Here is a 19,127-nt window from a genome sequence, read left to right as displayed (position 1 = left end):
GTCGGGTCCACGGCGAGTACCGCCACTTGATCAGTCCTCCGGGCCGCTCCACAACGGGGGCGCCGCGTTTGCGTCGAACGTCACGTGACGGCGCCGGCACCCGCCGCGGGCTGCTGAGTCCAGTTCCGAGACCCACCGGGATCCGTGGCCCTTCTCGTATCCTTGCGGCATGAGGCGGACCTCCTTTGCCAACTGGCCCTGTTCCATCGCGCGCACCATGGACCTGCTGGGCGACTGGTGGACGCCGCTCGTGCTGCGCGAGGCGTTCTACGGGATCAAGAGGTTCGACGTCTTCCAGCAGGAGCTGGGCATCGCGCGCAACACCCTGACCGACCGGCTGCGCCGCCTGGTCGACGAGGGCCTCATGGAGAAGCGCGCCTATCAGAGCGAACCGGTGCGCTACGACTACGTGCTCACCGAGAAGGGCCGCGACTTCTTCGGTGTGCTCGCCGTGATGAACAGCTGGGGCAACCGCTGGCTGAGCGGCGACGAGGGAGCGCCGGTCGTCTTCGAGCACGACCGCTGCGGGCACGAGGCCGCGGCCGAGGTGGTCTGCGGCCACTGCAAGGAGCCGATGTCGGCCGCGGACACGCATCCGCGCCTCGGACCCGGCTACCCGGCACGCCTGGCCGAACGGCCGGACATCCGGGACCGCTTCAGCCGCTGAGCAGGCGCGGGACGGCCGTAGGACCCCTTCCTCCACTGCCGGGGCAGCGCTCTTGACGAGTGAGTCTATCTACGCAACTCTCGTGGTCAGTGACTACAGAGAGGCAAACCACGATGGAGTGGACAGGCGCGCGCTACGCGGACGGGCCGACGGCCGAGGTGCGCACACGGATCGCCGCGTCACCGGAGCGCGTGTGGGGGCTCGTCTCCGACATCGGCCTCATGCCCCGCCTGAGCACGGAACTGCGGTCGGTCGAGTGGCTGGACGGAACGCCCCGGCCCGCCGTCGGCGCGCGGTTCGTCGGCCGCAGCGAGCACGCGTCGTTCGGCGCGTGGGAGACCACGTCGTACGTCGTGGAGTGCGCGGCCCCGCGCGTGTTCGCCTGGGCGGTCGAGGACCCCGAACGTCCCAGCGCGGTCTGGCGGTTCAGCCTCGCGGCGGCGGACGACGGAGGAACCGAGCTGACCCAGTGGATGCGGATGGGGCCGGGCCGCTCGGGTCTTTCGTACGCGATCGACCGGATGCCGGAGAAGGAGCAGAAGATCGTGTACGTACGGATGCGGGAGTTCGAGCAGAACATGGCGGCCACGCTGGACGCGATCAAGAAACTGGCCGAGGGCGGCGCGTCCGGGGATGAGGGCGCCGCTTCCCGGGAGGCGGACGCGTGATGCGCACGTCGACGACCATCGAGGCGTCCGGGGCGAACTGGCGGGAGACCGTCGACTTCGTCACCGAGGCCGAGAAGCTGGGGATGGACATCTGCTGGGTCGCGGAGGCCTGGGGCTCCGAAGCGCCCTCCCCGCTCGGCTACTTGGCCGCCCGTACGGAAAGGATGCTGCTCGGTTCCGGCATCATCCAGCTCGCGACCCGGACCCCGGCGGCCATCGCCCGCGCGGCGATCACCCTCTCGAACATCTCCGAAGGCCGCTTCCTCCTCGGGCTCGGACCGTCGGGGCCGCAGGTGATCGAAGGCCTGCACGGAGTGCCGTTCGCGCGGCCGCTGACCCGGATGCGGGAGACCGTGGAGATCATCCGCCAGGCTGCGACGGGGGAGAAGATCTCTTACGCGGGGCGGGAGTTCACCCTCCCGCTGCCCGGCGGTGAGGCGAAGCCCATGCGCCTGTCCATGCGCGCCGAGCACGAACTGCCCATCTACCTCGCCACCCTCTCGCCCAAGATGCTGCGTCTGACCGGCGAGATCGCGGACGGCTGGCTGGGCACCAGCTTCGTCCCGGAGGGCGCGAAGGAGGCCTACTTCGACCACCTCGACGCGGGCCTTACCGCCTCCGGCCGCACCCGCGGCGACCTGAACATTTGCCAGGGCGCCGAAGTGGCCTTCGCCGACGACGAGGACGCCCTGCGCACGATGGTCGCGAGCCGCAAAAAGGAGCTCGCCTTCAGCCTGGGCGGCATGGGCTCCGCCACCACCAACTACTACAACAACGCCTACAGCAGACAGGGTTGGGCCGACATCGCGGCGGAGGTCCGCGCCTACTGGCAGTCCGGCGACCGCGACGCTGCCGCCGCCCTGATCACCGACGACATGGTCCTCGCCACCACCCTCATCGGCACCGAGGACATGGTCCGCGAACGGCTGAGGGTGTGGCGCGACGCGGGCGTGGACACGGTCCGCTTCTATCCGGCGGGCGAGAGCCTGGAGGCGCGGCTCGCGACCCTGGGGCGGGCGATCGAGTTGGTGCGGGAGGTGACCTGATGACCCGCACAGGGCCTGACCTGCCTGTTCGATGATCGTCAACTACCGGTCATGGAGGCCCTGTTGGCTCTCGGTACCCCTTGATCTAATGTGGTAGCCGCCTGAGGGGGGTAGCCGGATGAGTGGACGTTTCGAGCACACCCGGGACAGCGAACGGCCGGCTCCGGCCGGCAAGGGGGAGCGGGTCGCCGACTGGGCGGACGGTCGCCTCGGCATCAACACTCTGGCCAAGAGCCAGATGCGGAAGATCTTCCCCGACCACTGGTCCTTCATGTTCGGGGAGATCTGCCTCTACAGCTTTCTGATCCTGATCCTCACCGGCATCTATTTGACGCTCTTCTTCGAGCCGAGCGGCTCCGAAGTCATCTACGACGGTGTGTACACGCCGCTCAAGGGCATCCAGATGACCCGGGCGTTCGAGTCCACGGTCGACATCAGCATGGAAGTGCGCGGTGGTCTGCTGATCCGGCAGATCCACCACTGGGCCGCGGTCGTCTTCGTCGCCGCCATGCTCGTGCACATGATGCGGGTGTTCTTCACCGGTGCCTTCCGCAAGCCGCGCGAGGTCAACTGGCTGTTCGGCTGGACGCTGCTGTTTCTCGGGATCATCACCGGCCTCACCGGATACTCGCTCCCGGACGACCTGCTCTCGGGCACCGGCATCCGCTTCGCGCAGGGGGCGATCCTGTCCGTCCCGATCGTGGGGACGTATCTCTCCTTCTTCCTCTTCGGCGGAGAGTTCCCGGGGGACGCCATCATTCCGCGGCTCTTCAGCGTCCATGTGCTGCTGTTGCCGGGGATCATGCTGGGGCTCGTCGTCGCCCACCTGATCCTGGTCTTCTATCACAAGCACACCCAGTTCGCCGGGCCCGGAAAGACCGAGAAGAACGTGGTCGGGGCGCCCTTCATGCCCATCTACGTCGCCAAGGCGGGCGGCTTCTTCTTCCTCGTCTTCGGCGTCCTCGCGCTCATGGGCGCGATCGCCACCATCAACCCCGTGTGGGTGATCGGGCCCTACCGGCCGGATCTGGTCTCCACCGGCGCTCAACCCGACTGGTATCTGGGCTTCTCCGAAGGTCTGATCCGGGTGATGCCCAGCTGGGAGATCAACGCCTGGGGGCACACGCTCCAACTGGGCGTCTTCATCCCGTTCTCGCTCTTCCCGCTGATCCTGATGGCCATCGCCGTCTATCCGTTCATCGAGGCCTGGGTCACCGGCGACAAACGCGAGCACCACATCGCCGACCGGCCGCGCAACGCCCCGGTGCGCACCGGGCTCGGCGTGGCGTGGCTGACGCTGTTCGCCGTGCTGATGGTCGGCGGCGGCAACGACATCTGGGCGACGCACTTCCATCTGTCCATCAACGGGATCACGTGGTTCGTGCGGATCGCCTGCTTCGCCGGACCGGCGCTCGCCTTCTTCGTGACCCATCGATGGTGCATGGGGCTGCAGCTCCGCGACCGCGAGAAGGCGCTGCACGGCCGCGAGAGCGGCACGATCAAACGCCTCCCGCACGGCGAGTACGTCGAGGTCCATGTCCCCCTCTCACAGGGAGAGTTGTACAAACTGACGGCGCACGAGCAGCCCAAGCCCTTCGAGATCGGCCCGGCGGTCGACGCACACGGCGTGGCGCGCAAGGTCCCCCGGGGCGAGCGGCTGCGGGCCCGCCTGGGACGGGCCATGTACGGACCATCGGCACAGGTACCCAAGGCAACCCCCGAGGAGTACTTGCAGATCCAGCAGGGCGGCGGCGACGGACACCACTGACGGCAGCCGGTCCCGGCCCCGCGCGGTGAAGGAAGCTGATCGCGCCACGCGGGGCCGGCTCTGCGGTTAGCCTCACTGAGTGACACAAGTACGCGAGAAGAAACCGAAGTTGTACGCCATCAGCGATCTGCACGTCGCGTACGACGACAACCGGAAGTTCCTCGAGTCCCTGCGCCCGGAGACCGACGAGGACTGGCTGATCGTCGCGGGCGACACCGCCGAGCGCATGGCCGACGTCGAATGGGCGCTGCGCACCCTCACCGACCGTTTCGCCAAGGTGGTGTGGACACCGGGTAACCACGAACTGTGGACGCCGCGCGACGACCCGAACCAGCTGCGCGGCGAGGCCCGCTACCGCCATCTCGTCGACCTGTGCCGCTCCCTGGGCGCCGCGACCCCCGAGGACCCCTACCCGGTGTGGCGCGGCGCCGGCGGCCCGGTCACCGTGGCCCCGCTGTTCCTGCTCTACGACTACACGTTCCGCCCCGAAGGCACGTACGCGAAGAGGGACGCGCTGGAGGCGGCGCACACGGCGGGCGTCGTCTGCACCGACGAGGTGCTCCTGCACCCCGACCCCTACCTGGGCCGCGACGACTGGTGCCGCGCCCGCGTGGCGTTCACCGAGGAGATGCTCGCCCGGCGTGAGCCCGGCCTCCCCACGGTCCTGATCAACCACTGGCCGCTGGTGCGCGACCCCACCCGGATCCTGCACTACCCCGAGTTCGCCCTGTGGTGCGGCACCGAACTGACCGCCGACTGGCACGTGAAGTACGAGGCGGCGGCGGTCGTCTACGGCCACCTGCACATCCCCCGCACCACCTGGCACGACGGCGTCCGCTTCCAGGAGGTGTCGGTCGGCTACCCACGCGAATGGCACCGCGAACGACACCCTGACCCACGCCTCCACCAAATCCTGCCGGAACCCCGGGACGCCCGTTAGTCAGCCGGGAGCGGGACGTGCGGGAGCCGAGGCGGGCTGACCGGGCAGCCCGCCGCAGTCCGACAGCGGCCCCCTCAGCTCCGCCCCCGACCGAGTGTCTCCTCCATCTGGCGGTCGGCGGCCAGGCCGAACTCCCGCAGCCAGTCCGGGCGTACGGCGGCCATGCCGAAGCCTGACGGGGGCCGCAGTGGGCCGTGGGACAGGTGTTCCTCGCGGTAGCGGCGGCAGTCCCGGTGCCAGGTGTAGATGCCCGCCATCCAGTTCTCCAGCTCGCGCACATAGCCGTCGAGAATGTCCCGCGTCGATGGTGGCAGGTCGAAGTCGTCGTACAGCACCGGGAGTTCATGGGTCGCGATGTGCTGGAACTGGCTCAGGCGCGACCGCATCAGGTCGTCGATGATGCCGAGCGCTGTCGGATAGTCGCAGCCGAAGAAGTTCTGGACGACGAGGACGCCGTTGTGGACCTCGCCCTCGTACTCGATCTCCTTCTGGTACGAGAAGACGTCGTTCATCAGGGCCGAGTAGTCGACGGCCGCATTCTCCAGGTTCCGCACCGGGCCGCTCCGGTAGACCTCCGGCGGGACCTGCGGGCCGTGGCCCAGGCGGCACAGGCTCAGGGTGAGCGGGGCGCCGAAGGTCAGGCGGCGCATCTCGATGTAGTCGACGGGGTCGGGGATACGGTTCAGCGCCTGGTTGTCCAGCTCCCAGAGCCAGCTCTCCGTCATGACCTCGACGGCCGTGCGCAGCGTCCGGCGCGCCTCCGCGTCCATCGGGCCGGCGGTGCGTTCCCACAGGTCGGCGAGGCCCCGCTCCAGCGCGCTCGTCGCCGGCGGCATGTCGGCGAGGTCCAGCGGCATGAAGAGCGCGAGCCGTTCGTCGCAGAGCTTCGCGCCCGCCAGGTCGCGGCGCCTGCCGAACACCGCGGGGAAGTAGTCGTCGCCGTACGTCCCCCAGGTCAGCCACTGCGAGCCCAGGTCGAGGGCTTCGAGGTCCGCGTCCGGGTGCAGGCCCGCCGCGCAGAGCGGGAAGTCGTAGCCGTACAGCTTGTGCTCGTCCCAGATGTCCGAACCCGGCACACCGGCCTGCGGTTCCAGCATGCCCATCCGCGCCGCCCACTCCACGGCGCGCGGGCGCGAGGCCTCCAGGTACGGCGAGAGACGCGTCTCGAAGGGCAGATTGAAATCGGGCAGCCGGGACGGGCCCACCCGCTGGAAGGGCACGTGCGTATGGCCGCGCAGCCGCTCGGCACCCGTGGCGGCGATCAGCGCCTTGATCCCGGCGGCGGACGTTCCGGCACCGGCGGGCCCGGCGAGCGGTGAGCGCGCGGCGGCGCCGCCCTTGTTCATGTAGCGGCTGGAGACCATGTGCCACTCCTGCCCGCCGGACTGCCAGTCCTGGAGCCCCTTGGTGTACGCGAGGACGTCCGCGCACTCCTTCGGGGGCAGCCCGGTCCGCGCGAAGAGCGGCGCCAGCTCGGTCAGCGCCGTGTTCTCGAACTGCTGCATTCGCGAGGTCAGCAGATCGTTCACGGCGTCCGCCGCCTCCTGCGTGCCGCAGTCGAGGAACTTCTCCAGGACCAGGACACCGTTGGAGAGTTCCCCCTCGTCCTCGATCTCCCGCTGGTACGAGAAGAGGTCGTTGCGCAGGTGGACAGCGTCGGAGAACGTCTCCTTGAGGACGCGCAGCGGCCTGGAACCGGCGACGGCCGCAGGGACCTCCGCCCCTGTCGCGTACTCGATGAGCCCCGCCGACCAGGGCGCGCCGCCCACCTTGCGGCGCATCTCGATGTACTCGACGGGGTTGGCGATCCGTCCCTCGTTGATGTTCGAGAGCTCCCACAAGGACTCGTTGAGCAGATTCTGCGTGCTCTCGGCGAACCGCGCCCGCCAGTCACGCGACATGAACGGCACGGTCCGCGCCCACAGATCCGCCAGACCCGCCTCGACCGGATTCGTCGGTTCCGGCACGGGCGCGGAGAGGTCCATCGGCATGAAGGCGGGCAGCCGGCCCAGATACGCCCTGCCGCCCTCCCGGTCATGGGTCCGTTTGAAGAGTTCGAGGAAGTGGTCGTCGAAGAAGAACACCCACACATACCAGTCGGTGACCAGCGACAACGCGGGGCCGTCACAGTCGGGATGGGTGTACGCGCACAGGAGCGCGTAGTCGTGGGCGTCCAGGTCGCGCTGCTCCCACACGCCCGAACCCTCCAGCATCCCCATGTCACGTGCCCACTTCCTGGAGTGCTCCCGCGCCTCTTCCACATGGGGGTTGAGGCTCGCGGGATGCACCATGTAGAAGCTGGGCAGTTCAAAGGGCTGCGACATACGGCGTACTCCTCGCGGCGGCGGCTTACGGGCAGCGGTGCACTACCCGCGCGAGCACGGCCGATGCGGCGACCGCCGCAGCGTCACACCATTACGTGATCCGCCGCGTTCAAACATCAGCGAACCGGAGTCGGCTACAAGGGCGCGCGCCGCGCGGTCCGAGCCTCGGCCGGGCGGAAGGGTGAGGCAGAAACAAGGCCCCGTCAATACCCGTGCCACCCCCGGTATTTGACGTCCGACGCCCCCTTGTATAGGGCATCTTTCTCGATCTAGCCTGCTGGCGCTCAAGCGCTTTAGCTCGGTGGCTGCCAGCCGTCGGCGACTCCTCTCGCTCCTGGACAACGTTGCCAACGTGACGCGCCCGCACCCCCATCCCGAAGCCCGGAGGTTCCATGCCCCGCCCCACCCGCACGCTCAGACCGCGAACGGCGCTTCTCGCGCTGGCCGTCCTCGCCGTCCCGCCGGCGCCCGCCGCGGTCGCCGCGCCCGCGGCGGCCCAGGGGAAGGCCGCCCAGGAGGAAACCGTGGCCCGCACGCTCCCCGCCGTCTCCCCGACCCCGCAGCACATGGCCCGGGCGGGCGACGACCTACCGCTCGCGCGGCGCGCCGAACTCGTCGTCGGCGAGGCCACGGACGAGGCGGCCCGGAGCCGCGTCACCGAGACGCTGCGCGCCCACGGGGTGCGCGACATCGACGTACGCGCCAGGGCGTCGGGCCGTGCCCCGCTGACCGTCCTGCTCGGCCCGGCCACGCGCCCCGACATCGCGAAGGCGCTCGGCGGGACGAAGGTGCCGGAGCAGGCGGAGGGCTACGTGCTGCGGGCGAAGCACCGCACCGTCGCGCTCGGGGGCAAGGACGCGACCGGGCAGTTCTACGCGGCGCAGACCCTCGGCCAGCTCATGTCGAAGGGGCGGATAGCGGGGGCCGAGATCTCCGACTTCCCCGCCATGCCGCTGCGCGGCAGCATCGAAGGGTTCTACGGGCCGCCCTGGACCGGGGCCGAACGCCTGGACCAGATGGACTTCCTGGGCGACACCAAGGCCAACACCTATGTCTACGCGCCCAAGGACGACCCCTACCACCGGGAGAAGTGGCGCGAGCCGTACCCGGCGGACAAGCTCACCGAACTCGGCAAGTTGATCGACCGCGCGACGGCCAACCATGTGCGCTTCACGTTCGCGGTCTCGCCGGGCGGCTCCATCTGCTACTCGGACCCGGCCGACGTCACGGCGCTGACGGCGAAACTCCAGGCGATGTACGACCTCGGGGTGCGGTCCTTCTCGGTACCGCTGGACGACATCAGCTACACCAAGTGGAACTGCGACGCCGACAGGGCGAAGTTCGGCGAGCCGGGCCGCGGTCCCGCGGCCAAGGCGCAGGTGGGGCTGCTCAACACCATCCAGCGCGACTTCATCGCCAAGAGCGAGGGCGCCAATCCGCTGCAGATGGTGCCCACCGAGTACGGCGACCTCACGGACACCGCGTACAAGCAGACGATGCGGGCCGAGCTCGACGGTGCCGTCGAGGTGATGTGGACGGGCACGGACGTCGTCCCCCCGGAGATCACCAACGCCCAGGCGGAGAAGGCCGCCGAGCTCTTCGGGCGGAAGGTGTTCGTCTGGGACAACTATCCCGTCAACGACTTCGCGCGTACGGCGGGGCGGCTGCTGCTCGCGCCCTACGACAAGCGTGAGCCCGGTCTGTCCGGTCACCTGAGCGGCATCGTGTCCAACCCGATGAACCAGGAGGGAGCCAGCAAGCTCGCCGTCTTCACCATGAACGACTTCTCCTGGAACGACCGGGGGTACGAGCGGGCGCGGTCGGGGCGGCAGGCGGCGCTGTATCTCGCCGGGGGCGATGAGCGGGTCGCCGACGCCGTGCAGACATTCGTGGACCTCAACCATGCGGCGCCCACGTTCGGTGAGTCGAACTGGCAGCCGCAGTCCCCGGTTCTCGGACCGAAGCTGGACGCGTTCTGGAAGCGCTACGAGAGTGATCCCGCCGGGGCGGTACGAGGGCTGCGCCCCACGGCGCGGGAGATCGAGAAGGTCCCCGCGGTGCTGCGTTCCGGGGTGCCGGACCAGCAGTTCCTCCACGACGCGAAGCAGTGGCTCGACGCGACGGAGCTGTGGGGGTCCGCGATGCGGCACGGGCTCGCGGCGCTGACCGCCGCCCAGCAGGGGGACGATGCGGGGGCCGCGAAGGAGCGGGCCTCGATGGAGTCCCTCGCGGGACGGGCGCGGGCGATCTCGGTGGACCCGGCGGAGCATCATCAGCTGGGGCCGGTGAAGATCGCTGATCCCTACCTGGATGAGTTCGTCGCCGGCGTGGCGGACCGGACCTGACGTCGCCCGATGCTGTCCCGCCGCTTCGCGGCGGATCTCTCCTGCCCACCCACCCGTTTGCCCCGCAGTAAGGGGGTGAGCGGGTGGGCGGGGCGTGTGGTGCCGTGCGCCTTGCGTGCGTGGATCGATGACGATTGTGGTGACTGATACGTCAGTCAGAATCGCAATAGCAGGAGAACCCGGTAGTCAGCACTAACCCAGCGTGGGAAAGCCAGCCCCAGCAGATTGCGATCAGCGCAACGCCCGGGTAGCGTGACCGACCATGCAGCAAGACCCCGAGGTCGCGGACAGGGTCCGCAAGGTCATCGCCGACGCCGGCGCGACCCAGCGCGAATTCGCCCGGCGCATCGTGATGGACCCCTCCAAGCTCTCCCGCTCCCTCGGCGGCACCCGCCGCTTCACCGCCGCGGAGCTGGCCCGCATCGCCGACACCGGCGGCGTGGACGCGGGCTGGCTCCTGGGCACCCAGAGCGTGGCACCCCCGGCCCGCCGGGAACGCACGCCCGCCGCCCCGGAGGGCGGACGCCCCCTCCAGATCGTCCGCGAAACCGTGCGGCTCGTCGCCGAGCGCGGATTCCACGCCGTCCGCGTCGCGGACATCGCCGAGGCCTGCGCCACCAGCACCGCAGCCATCCACTACCACTTCCCCGGCCGCGACGACCTCCTGGAGGCCGCCGTCCGCTGGTGCATGGACGAGGACACCGCCCGCCGGGCGGCCCGTATCGCCGACGCGGCCGACGCCGCCGACGAGCTGCGCCAGCTGATCGAGCTCCAGATCCCGCGCACCCCGCAGCAGCGCTGGCAGTGGAGCGTCTGGCTGGACCTGTGGGCGGAGGCAGCTCGCTCCACCGCCGTGGGACGGCTGCACGCCGAGTACTACCGGCAGTGGCGCGCGACGGTCGCCGACGTCGTCCGGCGCGGCGTCGACCAGGGCGTGTTCCGCCTCGTCGACCCGCAGTCCGCCGCGCTCCGGCTCACCGCGCTGATCGACGGCCTCGCGACCCAGGTGCTCGCCTCCACCCCCGGCATCGACGGCACGACCCCCGACGACATGCACGAGGCGCTGCTCGTATACGTCGACGCGACGCTCGCCACGCCGCGCGAAGACACGCCACGCCACGCGTAGACACACCGCTCGCAGACGCGCCCAGTCATTGCACCACAGCACCAACACCCCATCCCCGAGGGAGAGTTCACCATGCCCGTGAATCAAGACGTCATCATCACCGCCGCCCTCACCGGCGCGGGCGACACCGTACGCAAGAGTCCCCACGTCCCGGTCACCCCCGAGCAGATAGCCACCTCCGCCGTGGAGGCCGCCGAGGCCGGTGCCGCCGTCGTGCACATCCACGTGCGCGACCCCGAGACCGGCGACCCCTCGCGCGACCCCCGCCTGTACCGCGAGGTCGTCGAGCGCATCAAGGAGACCGGCACCGACGTCGTCATCAACCTGACGGCGGGCATGGGCGGCGACCTCGTCATCGACCCGGTCCAGCCGCTGAAGGACCTCGGCGAGCTGCCCGGCACCGACCTCGTCGGCGGCCTGGACCGCCTCCCGCACGTCGAGGACCTGCTCCCCGACATCTGCACCCTGGACTGCGGCTCCCTCAACTTCGGTGACAACCTCTACATCTCCACCCCCGACATGCTCCGCCAGGGCGCCAAGCGCATCCAGGAGCTGGGCGTACGGCCCGAGTTGGAGATCTTCGACACCGGTCAGCTCTGGTTCGCCAAGCAGCTCCTCGCCGAAGGGCTGCTCGACAACCCCACCGTCTTCCAGCTCTGCATGGGCATCCCGTGGGGCGCCCCCGCCGACCCGGGCGTCCTCCAGGCCATGGTCAACATGCTCCCCGAGGGTGCCCAGTGGGCCAGCTTCGCGCTCGGCCGCATGCAGATGCCGTGGGTCGCCCAGTCCATCCTGCTCGGCGGCCAGGTCCGCGTCGGCCTTGAGGACAACCTCTACCTCGGCAAGGGCAACAAGGTCAGCAACGCCCAACTCGTCGAGCGCGCCGTGCAGATCACCGAGAACCTCGGCTCGCGCGTCGCCACCCCGGACGAGGCGCGCCAGAAGCTCGGCCTCAAGCCCCGCGCCTGATCGCTTCCCCCCCCCACGACGAGTAGGACCCCTCCATGAGTGACATCACCACACCCCCCGCCCCCTGCGCCCCCGAGGACGTACGCCGCATCGCCTGCGTCGGCGCCGGAGTCATCGGCGGCGGCTGGGTCGCCCACTACCTCGCCCGCGGTTACGACGTCACCGCCTGGGACCCGGCTCCCGACGCCGAGCAGAAGCTGCGCCGCCTGGTCGACGCCGCCTGGCCCGCGCTCACCCAGCTCGGCCTCGCCGAAGGCGCGTCCCCGGACCGCCTCCGCGTGACGCCGACCCTCGAAGGGGCCGTCGCCGACGCCCAGTTCGTGCAGGAGAGCGCCCCCGAGAAGCTGGAGCTCAAGCGCGACCTGCTGGCCCAGCTGGACGCCGCCGCGCCCGCCGGAGTCGTCATCGCGTCCTCGACCTCCGGCTATCCCATGACCGACATGCAGACGACGGCCGCCGATCCGGGCCGCCTCGTCGTGGGACACCCCTTCAACCCGCCCTACCTGATCCCGCTGGTCGAGGTGGTCGGCGGCGACAAGACGGCCCCGCACGCGGTGACGTGGACCTCCCGCTTCTACGAGGTCGCGGGCAAGTCCGTGATCACCATGGCGAGCGAGGTCCCCGGCTTCATAGCCAACCGCCTCCAGGAAGCCCTGTGGCGCGAGGCCCTGCACATGGTCGCCAACGGCGAGGCCACGGTGAAGGAGATCGACGACTCGATCACCGAAGGCCCCGGCCTGCGCTGGGCGTTCATGGGCCCCATGCTCACCTTCGCGCTCGCGGGCGGCGAGGGCGGCATGGCCCACATGCTCGACCACTTCGGCCCGTCCCTGAAGTCCCCGTGGACGCGCCTCGAAGCACCCGAGCTCGACAAGGAGCTGTACGACGCCGTGGTCGCCGGATGCGACGACGCGGCGGACGGCAGGACCATCGCCGACCTGGTCGCCGAGCGCGACCAGGGAGTCATCGACGTACTGCGGGCGACGGGACGCCTGCCGCAGCAGCGCACCCAGGAGGACACCAAGTGAGCGACTCCCTGCCTTCCGGGCCCCTGCCCATCGAGCCCCTGCCCCTCCTGCACCGGACGGTGCGGCCCGAGTGGATCGACTACAACGGTCACATGAGCGAGGCGTTCTACGTCCTCGTCTTCGGTTACGCCACCGACGCCATGATGATCGAGACGGGCCTGCACGCGGGATACCGCGAGTCGACCGGCTGCTCCCTCTACACGGTCGAGGCGCACATCCGCTATCTCGACGACGTGGCGGAGGGCGCCCACCTCGCCGTCCGCACCCGCATCCTGGGCGCGGACGCCAAGAAGGCGCGCTTCACCCACGAGCTGTACGTGGTCAAGGAGCCCGACGCGGAGATCGCCCCGGACGCGACCCCGGTGGCGACCACCGAACTCCTCGCCCTCCACGTCGACCAGAACGCGGGCAAGTCGGCGCCGTTCCCGGACGCGATCCGCGACCACCTGACGGCCCTCACGGAAGCACCCCAGGAGTGGGCGGGCCGATCCATCGGCGCGGTCCCGCGCCAGCAGTAGGGGCGTAACCGCTCGGCCGCGAGGCTGCTCAGGTGTCGCAGCCGACCCCGTCGCCGTCACGGTCGAGGTGAGGTCCATAACCGGGCTCACCACGGTGCACGGGCGCGGCTACGGCGACACGGGCCTCGCTGCAGTTCCCGTAGGAGACGCTGCCGCCCCCGCCGGAGCCGCTGCCACCCGAGCCGGGATCGGCAGCCTCCGGCCGGGCGGTGACGTATCCGTGATCGCTCTTCCGGCTCTCTTCCGGCTAGCGTTCCAGTTCCTTGTGGGCCGTTTCCGGGAGCTTGAGATAGACCGCCGATGACACGAGGCAGAGCACGGCCACGTACCAAGGGAAGAGACCCGGGTTCCCTATCTCCTTGAACAAGGTGCCCATGTACGGGGCCGTGCCGCCGAACAGGGCGACGGTGAGGGAATAGGGGAAGCCGATGCCCGCGGCCCGTACCCGGGCGGGGAACACCTCCGCGTTCACGGCCGCCGAGATCGACGTGAAGCCGGTGAGCAGCACCATGCCCGCGCACTGCACCATCAGGAGCGAGGCGAACGAGCCGTTCAGGGACCGGAGCAGCGGCACGCTCAGGACGGCGAAGCCGAGGCCGAAGAAGAGCAGGAGCGGCCTGCGGCCGAAGCGGTCGGAGAGCAGTCCGCCCACCGGCTGGAGCAGTGCGAAGAACGCGAGCGAGAGGGTGCCGGACAGCAGTGCCTGGCTCTTGCTGATGTCGGTGTTCAGCTCGGCGTACGTCGGAAGGTACGACGTCCACGTGTAGTACGCGATGGTGCCGCCGGCGGTGATGCCGCAGATCAGCAGCGACTGGCGCGGATAGAGGCGCAGGGCGTCGAACAGGCCGGGGCGTTCGGCCTCGTCCTGGGGTGCCTGATGGGTCTCGTGCGCACCCTGCCTGATCCAGAAGCCGACCAGGCTGAGCACCGCGCCGACGACGAACGGCAGCCGCCAGCCCCAGCCGTCCATCTGCCCGTCGGAGAGCGTGGCGACGAGCAGCGCCGCGATACCGGACGCGGCGAGCTGCCCCGCGCTGGTCGACACGTACTGGAAGCTGGAGAAGAGACCGCGCCGTCCGGGACCGGCGGACTCGACGAGGAAAGTCGTCGACGCCGCGAACTCGCCGCCCACGGACAGACCTTGGAGCAGCCGCGCAAGGACGAGGACGACCGGCGCGAGCACCCCCACGGACGCGTACGTCGGCGTCAGGCCGACCAGCAGACTGCTGCCGCCCATCAGCAGGATCGTGACGGTCAGCGCCGCGCGCCGGCCACGCCGGTCGGCGACCGCGCCCATGAGAAGACCGCCGACGGGACGCATGAAGAACCCGACGGCGAAGACGGCGAACGTGGAGAGCAGCGGTACGAGGGAGTTGCCCGAACTCTTGGGGAAGACCTGGTCGGCGATGTAATTGGCGAGGAACGTGTAGGCGTACCAGTCGTACCACTCGACGGCGTTGCCCACCGACGCGGCGAGCAGTTGCCGGACGGGGCGGCGGGACCGGGTGGGGAGCGGGTCGGACACGGATGCGTGCCGGTATTGCTGTGTCATGATCGCGACCATCCCCCGCCCGGCCCACTCGCACACGTCCGGCTTGTACAGGGTGTGTTCAGAGTGGGTGCGCAGGTCAGCCCGTCGTCGGCCGGTACGCGTAGACGGACGTCGTCACCAGGCACGGCGCCGGCGGCACGACCTCGGCGCGCAGCGTGCGCCGCCCGGCGTCGTAGTCCACGCCCTCCGTCTCGAACGTGCCGCGGCAGATGCTCCGTTGCGGGGCGGCGAACAGGCTCGTGACCTTGCCCGTGACCTGCTTCCCGTCGAGCGCGCGCTCCAGGTCCACCTGGAGGACGGGCCGGTCCTCGGGCCACAGCTCCTTCGACGCGTCGTTCGACGCGCACACGAGCCGGGTGTCGGAGACGAAGTCGCAGCCCTGGATGTCACGGACCGGCTTGTCGAGCGAGATCTGACCGGCCTGGGGGAGCGCTCCGCCGGTGGGCGGCGTCGAGGAGTTGAGGAGCGGGGCGGGGAAGACCTGGAGCCGGTTCTGGTCGCCCCACTCGCCCGACACCAGCCACTGCTTGTCGGGCGAGACCGAGGCGAAGGAGTTGTTGAGCTTCTCGCCCGCGTCGAGCTGGTGCTCGTAGAGGTAGCGCTTGCCGCCGGGTGTCGTGACGGCGAACATCTTCGACTTCGCGTCGTCGCCGCCCTGGTAGGCGTCGAAGGTGTGGCCGTCGGCTATGTCCGGGTCGCCGACATGGGTCCAGCCCTTCACCCGCAGGTCGAGCGGGACCGAGGCGAGGCCCCGGTAGAGGAGACTGCCGTCGGCGCGGCTCGCCAGGCCCTGGCTTCCGGTGAGGGAGTTGACGGACGAGACGCCGGACTCCTGCCAGCCGCCGGGGGATCTCGGAGCGGTGTCGGCCGATGCGCCGGTGCCGGTGGTCACCGCCAGCGCGAGGGCGCCGAACAGGGCTGCGGATGCCTTCGCGGACGTCTTGAGGTGTGTCATCGGTGCGCTACCTCCGTGGGGGGTCGATCGCTGCCGGGCAATCGTACGTAACGTGACCTCTGTCGACGGGTGAGTTCTGACAGGTCGACAGATGTGCGTGTGCCGGTGGCCAGGTGTTCCGACGCCGGTCCGGCGGCTGTTCCGACAGAAGGTGGTTGAGACGTGAAGCTGGTCATTCTCGGTGGCGGCGGATTCCGCGTTCCGCTCGTGTACGGCGCGCTGCTCGGCGACCATGCCGAGGGCCGGGTCACGGAGGTCGTGCTGCACGACCTGGACGCGGGGCGGCTCGGCGCGGTCGCCCGTGTCCTCGCCGAACAGGCGGCCGGGGTCCCGGACGCCCCCGCCGTCACCGCCACCACCGACCTCGACGAGGCTCTGCGGGGCGCGGACTTCGTCTTCTCGGCGATCCGGGTGGGCGGTCTGGAGGGCCGGGCGGCCGACGAGCGGGTGGCGCTCGCGGAGGGCGTCCTGGGGCAGGAGACGGTCGGCGCGGGCGGCATCGCGTACGGCCTGCGGACCGTGCCCGTCGCCGTCGACATCGCACGGCGCGTACGGCGGCTCGCCCCGGACGCCTGGGTCATCAACTTCACCAACCCGGCGGGCCTGGTCACCGAGGCGATGTCCCGGCACATCGGCGACCGCGTCATCGGCATCTGTGACTCACCGGTGGGCCTGGGCCGCCGAGTGGCACGCATGCTGGGCGGCAACCCCGACGAGGCGTTCATCGACTACGTCGGGCTCAACCACCTGGGCTGGCTGCGGGGCCTGCGGATCGCGGGACGCGACGAACTGCCGAGGCTGCTGGGCGACGCACAGCTCCTTGGCTCGTTCGAGGAGGGCCGGCTGTTCGGCGCGGAGTGGCTCCAGTCGCTTGGCGCCATCCCGAACGAGTACCTGCACTACTACTACTTCAACCGCGAGGCGGTCCGCGCCTACCAGGAGGCCGAGCAGACGCGGGGAGCGTTCCTGCGGGGACAACAGGCACGGTTCTACGAGCAGTTGAGCCGGGATGAGGAAGTCTCATCGGCGCTGAAGGCCTGGGACGCCACGCGTGCCGAGCGCGAGGCCACGTACATGGCCGAGAACAGGGAGGCCGCGGGGGTCGGTGAGCGCGAGGCCGAGGACCTCGAATCCGGGGGATACGAGAAGGTCGCCCTCGCCCTGATGCGGGCGATCGCGCGCGACGAGCGGACGACGCTGATCCTCAACGTCCGCAACCGCACGACCCTTTCGGCCCTGGACGCCGACGCGGTGATCGAGGTCCCGTGCTCCGTCGACGCCAACGGCGCGCACCCCATGGCCGTGGACCCGCTGCCCGGCCATGCGACAGGGCTGGTGTGTGCGGTGAAGGCGGTGGAGCGAGAGATCCTGTCGGCGGCGGAGAGCGGCTCACGCGCCACGGCGGTGAAGGCGTTCGCGCTGCATCCGCTGGTGGATTCCGTGGAAGTGGCGCGACGGCTGGTGGAGGGATACCGGGAGGTGCATCCGGGCCTGGCGTACTTGGGCTGACCGGGCACCACGCACAGGCCGACGAGCCAGAATCCCCGGCCGGAATCCTCAGACGAGCCGGAATCCCCAGACCGGCCGGATTCCTCAGACCGGCCGGATTCCTCAGACGAGCCAGATTCCTCAGACCAGACAGAACTCATTGCCCTCGGGGTCGGCCATCTCCACATGATCCGGCCTTCCCTGCATCTCATGCTCCCGAACGACCGTGGCCCCCGCGGCGGTCAACTTCTCGACCGCCGCGACGACCCGCGGCCACCGGACCTCCCAGGGGGTCGCACGGCCGCCGCCCACCTGCACGTCCAGGTGCAGCCGGTTCTTGGCCACCTTCGACTCCGGGACCTTGAGGAAGGAGAGGCTGGGCCCGGAACCGTCAGGGTCCGACAGATACGCGCCGTCGTCCCACTCCTCCTCGGGGACGCCATGGTGCGCGAACCACGCCCCCCAACTGTCGAAGCCGTCCGGCGGCGGCTTCTCCGCGTAACCCAGGGCGAGAGCCCAGAACTTGGCCAGCTCACCGGGCTCCGCACAGTCAATGGTGACGGTCCACTGGGTAGACATGACTCCTGCTCCACTTCTTCGCTCCGCCGGGCGGGATCGATGGACCGAGCGTGCCATGGGGGTCTGACATCGGGGCTGAGATGATCACCGGATGAGCCCCGTCATCTCCATCGGATCCGCCGCCGCCCGACCCTGCACACTGGTCGTGTGCCGAGGCTGCTGCTGCGGCAACTCGCGCAAGCACCCCGGTACCGACCACGCCTGGCAGCTCGCACGGATGCGGGCCGCCGCGGCGGAGTCGGCGGGGCGGTTCGCGGTGCGTACGAGTGAGTGCCTCGGGCCCTGCGGGCAGGCGAACATCATCGTCGTGCAGCCCTCCCGGGAAGGGCGCCGGCGAGGTGGCCGGGCCGTCTGGGTGGGCTTCGCCATGGACGACGATTCCATCGACGAGATACTCGAGTGGGCCGAGGCGGGCGGCCCGGGGATCGCGCCGCCGTCGGCAGCGCTCACCCTGCAGGTGGTCGATCCCCGGAAGTCCTGACCCGAGGGTCAGGCCGCCCCCTGCGAGCCTTCGAGGACCCTGTCGACGAAGCCGTGGAGGTTCGCCATGGTGCGCGCGTTCTGCTCCTCCAGGGTGAGGCTCTCCTCGAAGCGGCGGGCCAGGGCCGTGGTCTTCTTGCCCCGTACGTAGAGGGAGCAGGCGAGGTCGGCGCAGATGTAGATGCCGACCGAGTTGCCCTGCCGGCCCGCCGGGCCGGAGAGGGGTGCCACGAGCAGCGTGATGCCCGAGCCGGACTGCGGGGTCACGCAGATCGAGCAGATGCTGGACTTCAGGAGGCTCCTGCGGGCGCCTGTCGAGGCGCGCAGCGCGATGCCCACGTACTCGCCGTTCCGCTCCGTCACGATGTAGCCGCGGTCCGGGGCCTTCGGGTCTCGCCATCCGAGGAAGTCCAGGTCGGACCAGGGGGTCTCCGGGAAGCCCGCAGGGAGGGCGAGTCTGCGGGCTTCGCCCTTGGAGCAGTTGACGAAGGCCGCGCGAATCTCTTTCTCGCCGATAGGTTCCATGATCCGGAACCTACCAACGCCCCCGCCGACCCGTCCTCCCCTTTTCCCCGCCCCCGCTTGAACCTCTCCCACCCCCACCGGATCACCCCGAACAGGCCTTTCCCACCCACCCACCCGCTCACCCCGCATGCACCGCGCCCCGAACAAGC

General features: G+C 70.0%; 18 protein-coding genes. 12 read left to right on the top strand and 6 right to left on the bottom strand.

All coding sequences use genetic code 11. The features are described 5' to 3' along the window. Positions 1-169: 169 nt before the first annotated feature. The 5 genes from AB0E78_RS09715 to AB0E78_RS09695 all read left to right on the top strand — a co-directional run bounded on the left by AB0E78_RS09715 (position 170) and on the right by AB0E78_RS09695 (position 5,089). A complete protein-coding gene (locus tag AB0E78_RS09715) occupies positions 170-667 on the top strand; it encodes a helix-turn-helix domain-containing protein (RefSeq protein ID WP_361830047.1) in 498 nt (165 codons plus the stop codon). 113 nt (positions 668-780) lie between these two features. Continuing rightward, entirely contained in the window at positions 781-1,335 is a 555-nt protein-coding gene (locus AB0E78_RS09710; RefSeq protein ID WP_361830045.1) for an SRPBCC family protein, read from the top strand. Further along, the gene (locus AB0E78_RS09705) at positions 1,335-2,381 is read left to right on the top strand and encodes an LLM class flavin-dependent oxidoreductase (protein WP_361830044.1); all 1,047 of its coding nucleotides are present in this window, start codon (positions 1,335-1,337) and stop codon (positions 2,379-2,381) included. Before AB0E78_RS09710 ends, AB0E78_RS09705 begins: the two co-directional genes overlap by 1 nt. A gap of 118 nt (positions 2,382-2,499) precedes the next feature. Further along, positions 2,500-4,149: a cytochrome bc complex cytochrome b subunit gene (locus AB0E78_RS09700; RefSeq protein WP_361830042.1), complete on the top strand. Its 1,650-nt coding sequence runs from the start codon at positions 2,500-2,502 to the stop codon at positions 4,147-4,149. A gap of 79 nt (positions 4,150-4,228) precedes the next feature. Then, entirely contained in the window at positions 4,229-5,089 is an 861-nt protein-coding gene (locus AB0E78_RS09695; protein WP_361830040.1) for a metallophosphoesterase, read from the top strand. A gap of 74 nt (positions 5,090-5,163) precedes the next feature. Here AB0E78_RS09695 and AB0E78_RS09690 read toward each other — a convergent pair whose 3' ends face one another. Continuing rightward, complete coding sequence (locus tag AB0E78_RS09690) at positions 5,164-7,413, bottom strand: terpene synthase family protein (protein WP_361830039.1); 2,250 nt, start codon at positions 7,411-7,413, stop codon at positions 5,164-5,166. A 392-nt stretch (positions 7,414-7,805) separates the two neighbouring features. Here AB0E78_RS09690 and AB0E78_RS09685 point away from each other — a divergent pair, with 392 nt between their 5' ends. From AB0E78_RS09685 to AB0E78_RS09665, 5 genes are all read left to right on the top strand, one after another. Further along, positions 7,806-9,758, top strand: a complete 1,953-nt coding sequence (locus AB0E78_RS09685) for a beta-N-acetylglucosaminidase domain-containing protein (RefSeq protein WP_361830037.1) — start codon at positions 7,806-7,808, stop codon at positions 9,756-9,758. A gap of 262 nt (positions 9,759-10,020) precedes the next feature. After that, entirely contained in the window at positions 10,021-10,884 is an 864-nt protein-coding gene (locus tag AB0E78_RS09680; RefSeq protein ID WP_361830035.1) for a TetR/AcrR family transcriptional regulator, read from the top strand. 72 nt (positions 10,885-10,956) lie between these two features. After that, positions 10,957-11,853: a 3-keto-5-aminohexanoate cleavage protein gene (locus tag AB0E78_RS09675; protein ID WP_361830033.1), complete on the top strand. Its 897-nt coding sequence runs from the start codon at positions 10,957-10,959 to the stop codon at positions 11,851-11,853. 35 nt (positions 11,854-11,888) lie between these two features. Continuing rightward, positions 11,889-12,881 (top strand): 3-hydroxyacyl-CoA dehydrogenase NAD-binding domain-containing protein, encoded by a 993-nt coding sequence (locus AB0E78_RS09670; protein ID WP_361830031.1) that lies wholly within the window; start codon positions 11,889-11,891, stop codon positions 12,879-12,881. A gap of 29 nt (positions 12,882-12,910) precedes the next feature. Then, positions 12,911-13,399 carry a thioesterase family protein gene (locus tag AB0E78_RS09665; protein ID WP_361830443.1) on the top strand — a complete coding sequence of 163 codons (489 nt, stop codon included), beginning with the start codon at positions 12,911-12,913 and terminating at the stop codon, positions 13,397-13,399. A gap of 28 nt (positions 13,400-13,427) precedes the next feature. Here the strand turns inward: AB0E78_RS09665 and AB0E78_RS09660 are convergent, their stop codons facing one another. The 3 genes from AB0E78_RS09660 to AB0E78_RS09650 form a co-directional block, all read right to left on the bottom strand. Then, positions 13,428-13,499, bottom strand: a complete 72-nt coding sequence (locus AB0E78_RS09660; RefSeq protein WP_361830441.1) for an excalibur calcium-binding domain-containing protein — start codon at positions 13,497-13,499, stop codon at positions 13,428-13,430. 147 nt (positions 13,500-13,646) lie between these two features. Then, positions 13,647-14,951 carry an MFS transporter gene (locus AB0E78_RS09655; protein ID WP_361830029.1) on the bottom strand — a complete coding sequence of 435 codons (1,305 nt, stop codon included), beginning with the start codon at positions 14,949-14,951 and terminating at the stop codon, positions 13,647-13,649. A gap of 76 nt (positions 14,952-15,027) precedes the next feature. Beyond that, entirely contained in the window at positions 15,028-15,906 is an 879-nt protein-coding gene (locus AB0E78_RS09650; protein WP_361830028.1) for a hypothetical protein, read from the bottom strand. A gap of 162 nt (positions 15,907-16,068) precedes the next feature. Here AB0E78_RS09650 and AB0E78_RS09645 point away from each other — a divergent pair, with 162 nt between their 5' ends. After that, a complete protein-coding gene (locus AB0E78_RS09645) occupies positions 16,069-17,415 on the top strand; it encodes a 6-phospho-beta-glucosidase (RefSeq protein ID WP_361830027.1) in 1,347 nt (448 codons plus the stop codon). 120 nt (positions 17,416-17,535) lie between these two features. On the opposite strand, the gene AB0E78_RS09640 is transcribed toward AB0E78_RS09645, so the two are convergent. Then, complete coding sequence (locus AB0E78_RS09640) at positions 17,536-17,973, bottom strand: VOC family protein (protein ID WP_361830025.1); 438 nt, start codon at positions 17,971-17,973, stop codon at positions 17,536-17,538. A 91-nt stretch (positions 17,974-18,064) separates the two neighbouring features. Here AB0E78_RS09640 and AB0E78_RS09635 point away from each other — a divergent pair, with 91 nt between their 5' ends. Next, positions 18,065-18,454, top strand: coding sequence for a (2Fe-2S) ferredoxin domain-containing protein (locus AB0E78_RS09635; RefSeq protein WP_361830024.1), 390 nt, complete (start codon positions 18,065-18,067; stop codon positions 18,452-18,454). Between the two features lie 8 nt (positions 18,455-18,462). On the opposite strand, the gene AB0E78_RS09630 is transcribed toward AB0E78_RS09635, so the two are convergent. Beyond that, entirely contained in the window at positions 18,463-18,978 is a 516-nt protein-coding gene (locus AB0E78_RS09630) for an FBP domain-containing protein (RefSeq protein ID WP_361830023.1), read from the bottom strand. Between the last annotated feature and the right edge of the window lie 149 nt (positions 18,979-19,127).

Source organism: Streptomyces sp. NPDC032198, from assembly GCF_040636975.1.
Classification (GTDB): Bacteria; Actinomycetota; Actinomycetes; order Streptomycetales; family Streptomycetaceae; genus Streptomyces.
The sequence above is the reverse complement of the archived record's forward strand: the minus strand, read 5'-3'. Positions and strand labels throughout refer to the sequence as shown.

Excerpts from the sequence above, each read along its gene's own strand:
- AB0E78_RS09715 (WP_361830047.1), top strand. The coding sequence starts at position 170 with ATGAGGCGGACCTCCTTTGCCAACTGGCCCTGTTCCATCGCGCGCACC.
- AB0E78_RS09710 (WP_361830045.1), top strand. The coding sequence starts at position 781 with ATGGAGTGGACAGGCGCGCGCTACGCGGACGGGCCGACGGCCGAGGTG.
- AB0E78_RS09705 (WP_361830044.1), top strand. The coding sequence starts at position 1,335 with ATGCGCACGTCGACGACCATCGAGGCGTCCGGGGCGAACTGGCGGGAG.
- AB0E78_RS09700 (WP_361830042.1), top strand. The coding sequence starts at position 2,500 with ATGAGTGGACGTTTCGAGCACACCCGGGACAGCGAACGGCCGGCTCCG.
- AB0E78_RS09690 (WP_361830039.1), bottom strand. The coding sequence starts at position 7,413 with ATGTCGCAGCCCTTTGAACTGCCCAGCTTCTACATGGTGCATCCCGCG.
- AB0E78_RS09685 (WP_361830037.1), top strand. The coding sequence starts at position 7,806 with ATGCCCCGCCCCACCCGCACGCTCAGACCGCGAACGGCGCTTCTCGCG.
- AB0E78_RS09680 (WP_361830035.1), top strand. The coding sequence starts at position 10,021 with ATGCAGCAAGACCCCGAGGTCGCGGACAGGGTCCGCAAGGTCATCGCC.
- AB0E78_RS09675 (WP_361830033.1), top strand. The coding sequence starts at position 10,957 with ATGCCCGTGAATCAAGACGTCATCATCACCGCCGCCCTCACCGGCGCG.
- AB0E78_RS09670 (WP_361830031.1), top strand. The coding sequence starts at position 11,889 with ATGAGTGACATCACCACACCCCCCGCCCCCTGCGCCCCCGAGGACGTA.
- AB0E78_RS09655 (WP_361830029.1), bottom strand. The coding sequence starts at position 14,951 with ATGACACAGCAATACCGGCACGCATCCGTGTCCGACCCGCTCCCCACC.
- AB0E78_RS09650 (WP_361830028.1), bottom strand. The coding sequence starts at position 15,906 with ATGACACACCTCAAGACGTCCGCGAAGGCATCCGCAGCCCTGTTCGGC.
- AB0E78_RS09640 (WP_361830025.1), bottom strand. The coding sequence starts at position 17,973 with ATGTCTACCCAGTGGACCGTCACCATTGACTGTGCGGAGCCCGGTGAG.
- AB0E78_RS09635 (WP_361830024.1), top strand. The coding sequence starts at position 18,065 with ATGAGCCCCGTCATCTCCATCGGATCCGCCGCCGCCCGACCCTGCACA.
- AB0E78_RS09630 (WP_361830023.1), bottom strand. The coding sequence starts at position 18,978 with ATGGAACCTATCGGCGAGAAAGAGATTCGCGCGGCCTTCGTCAACTGC.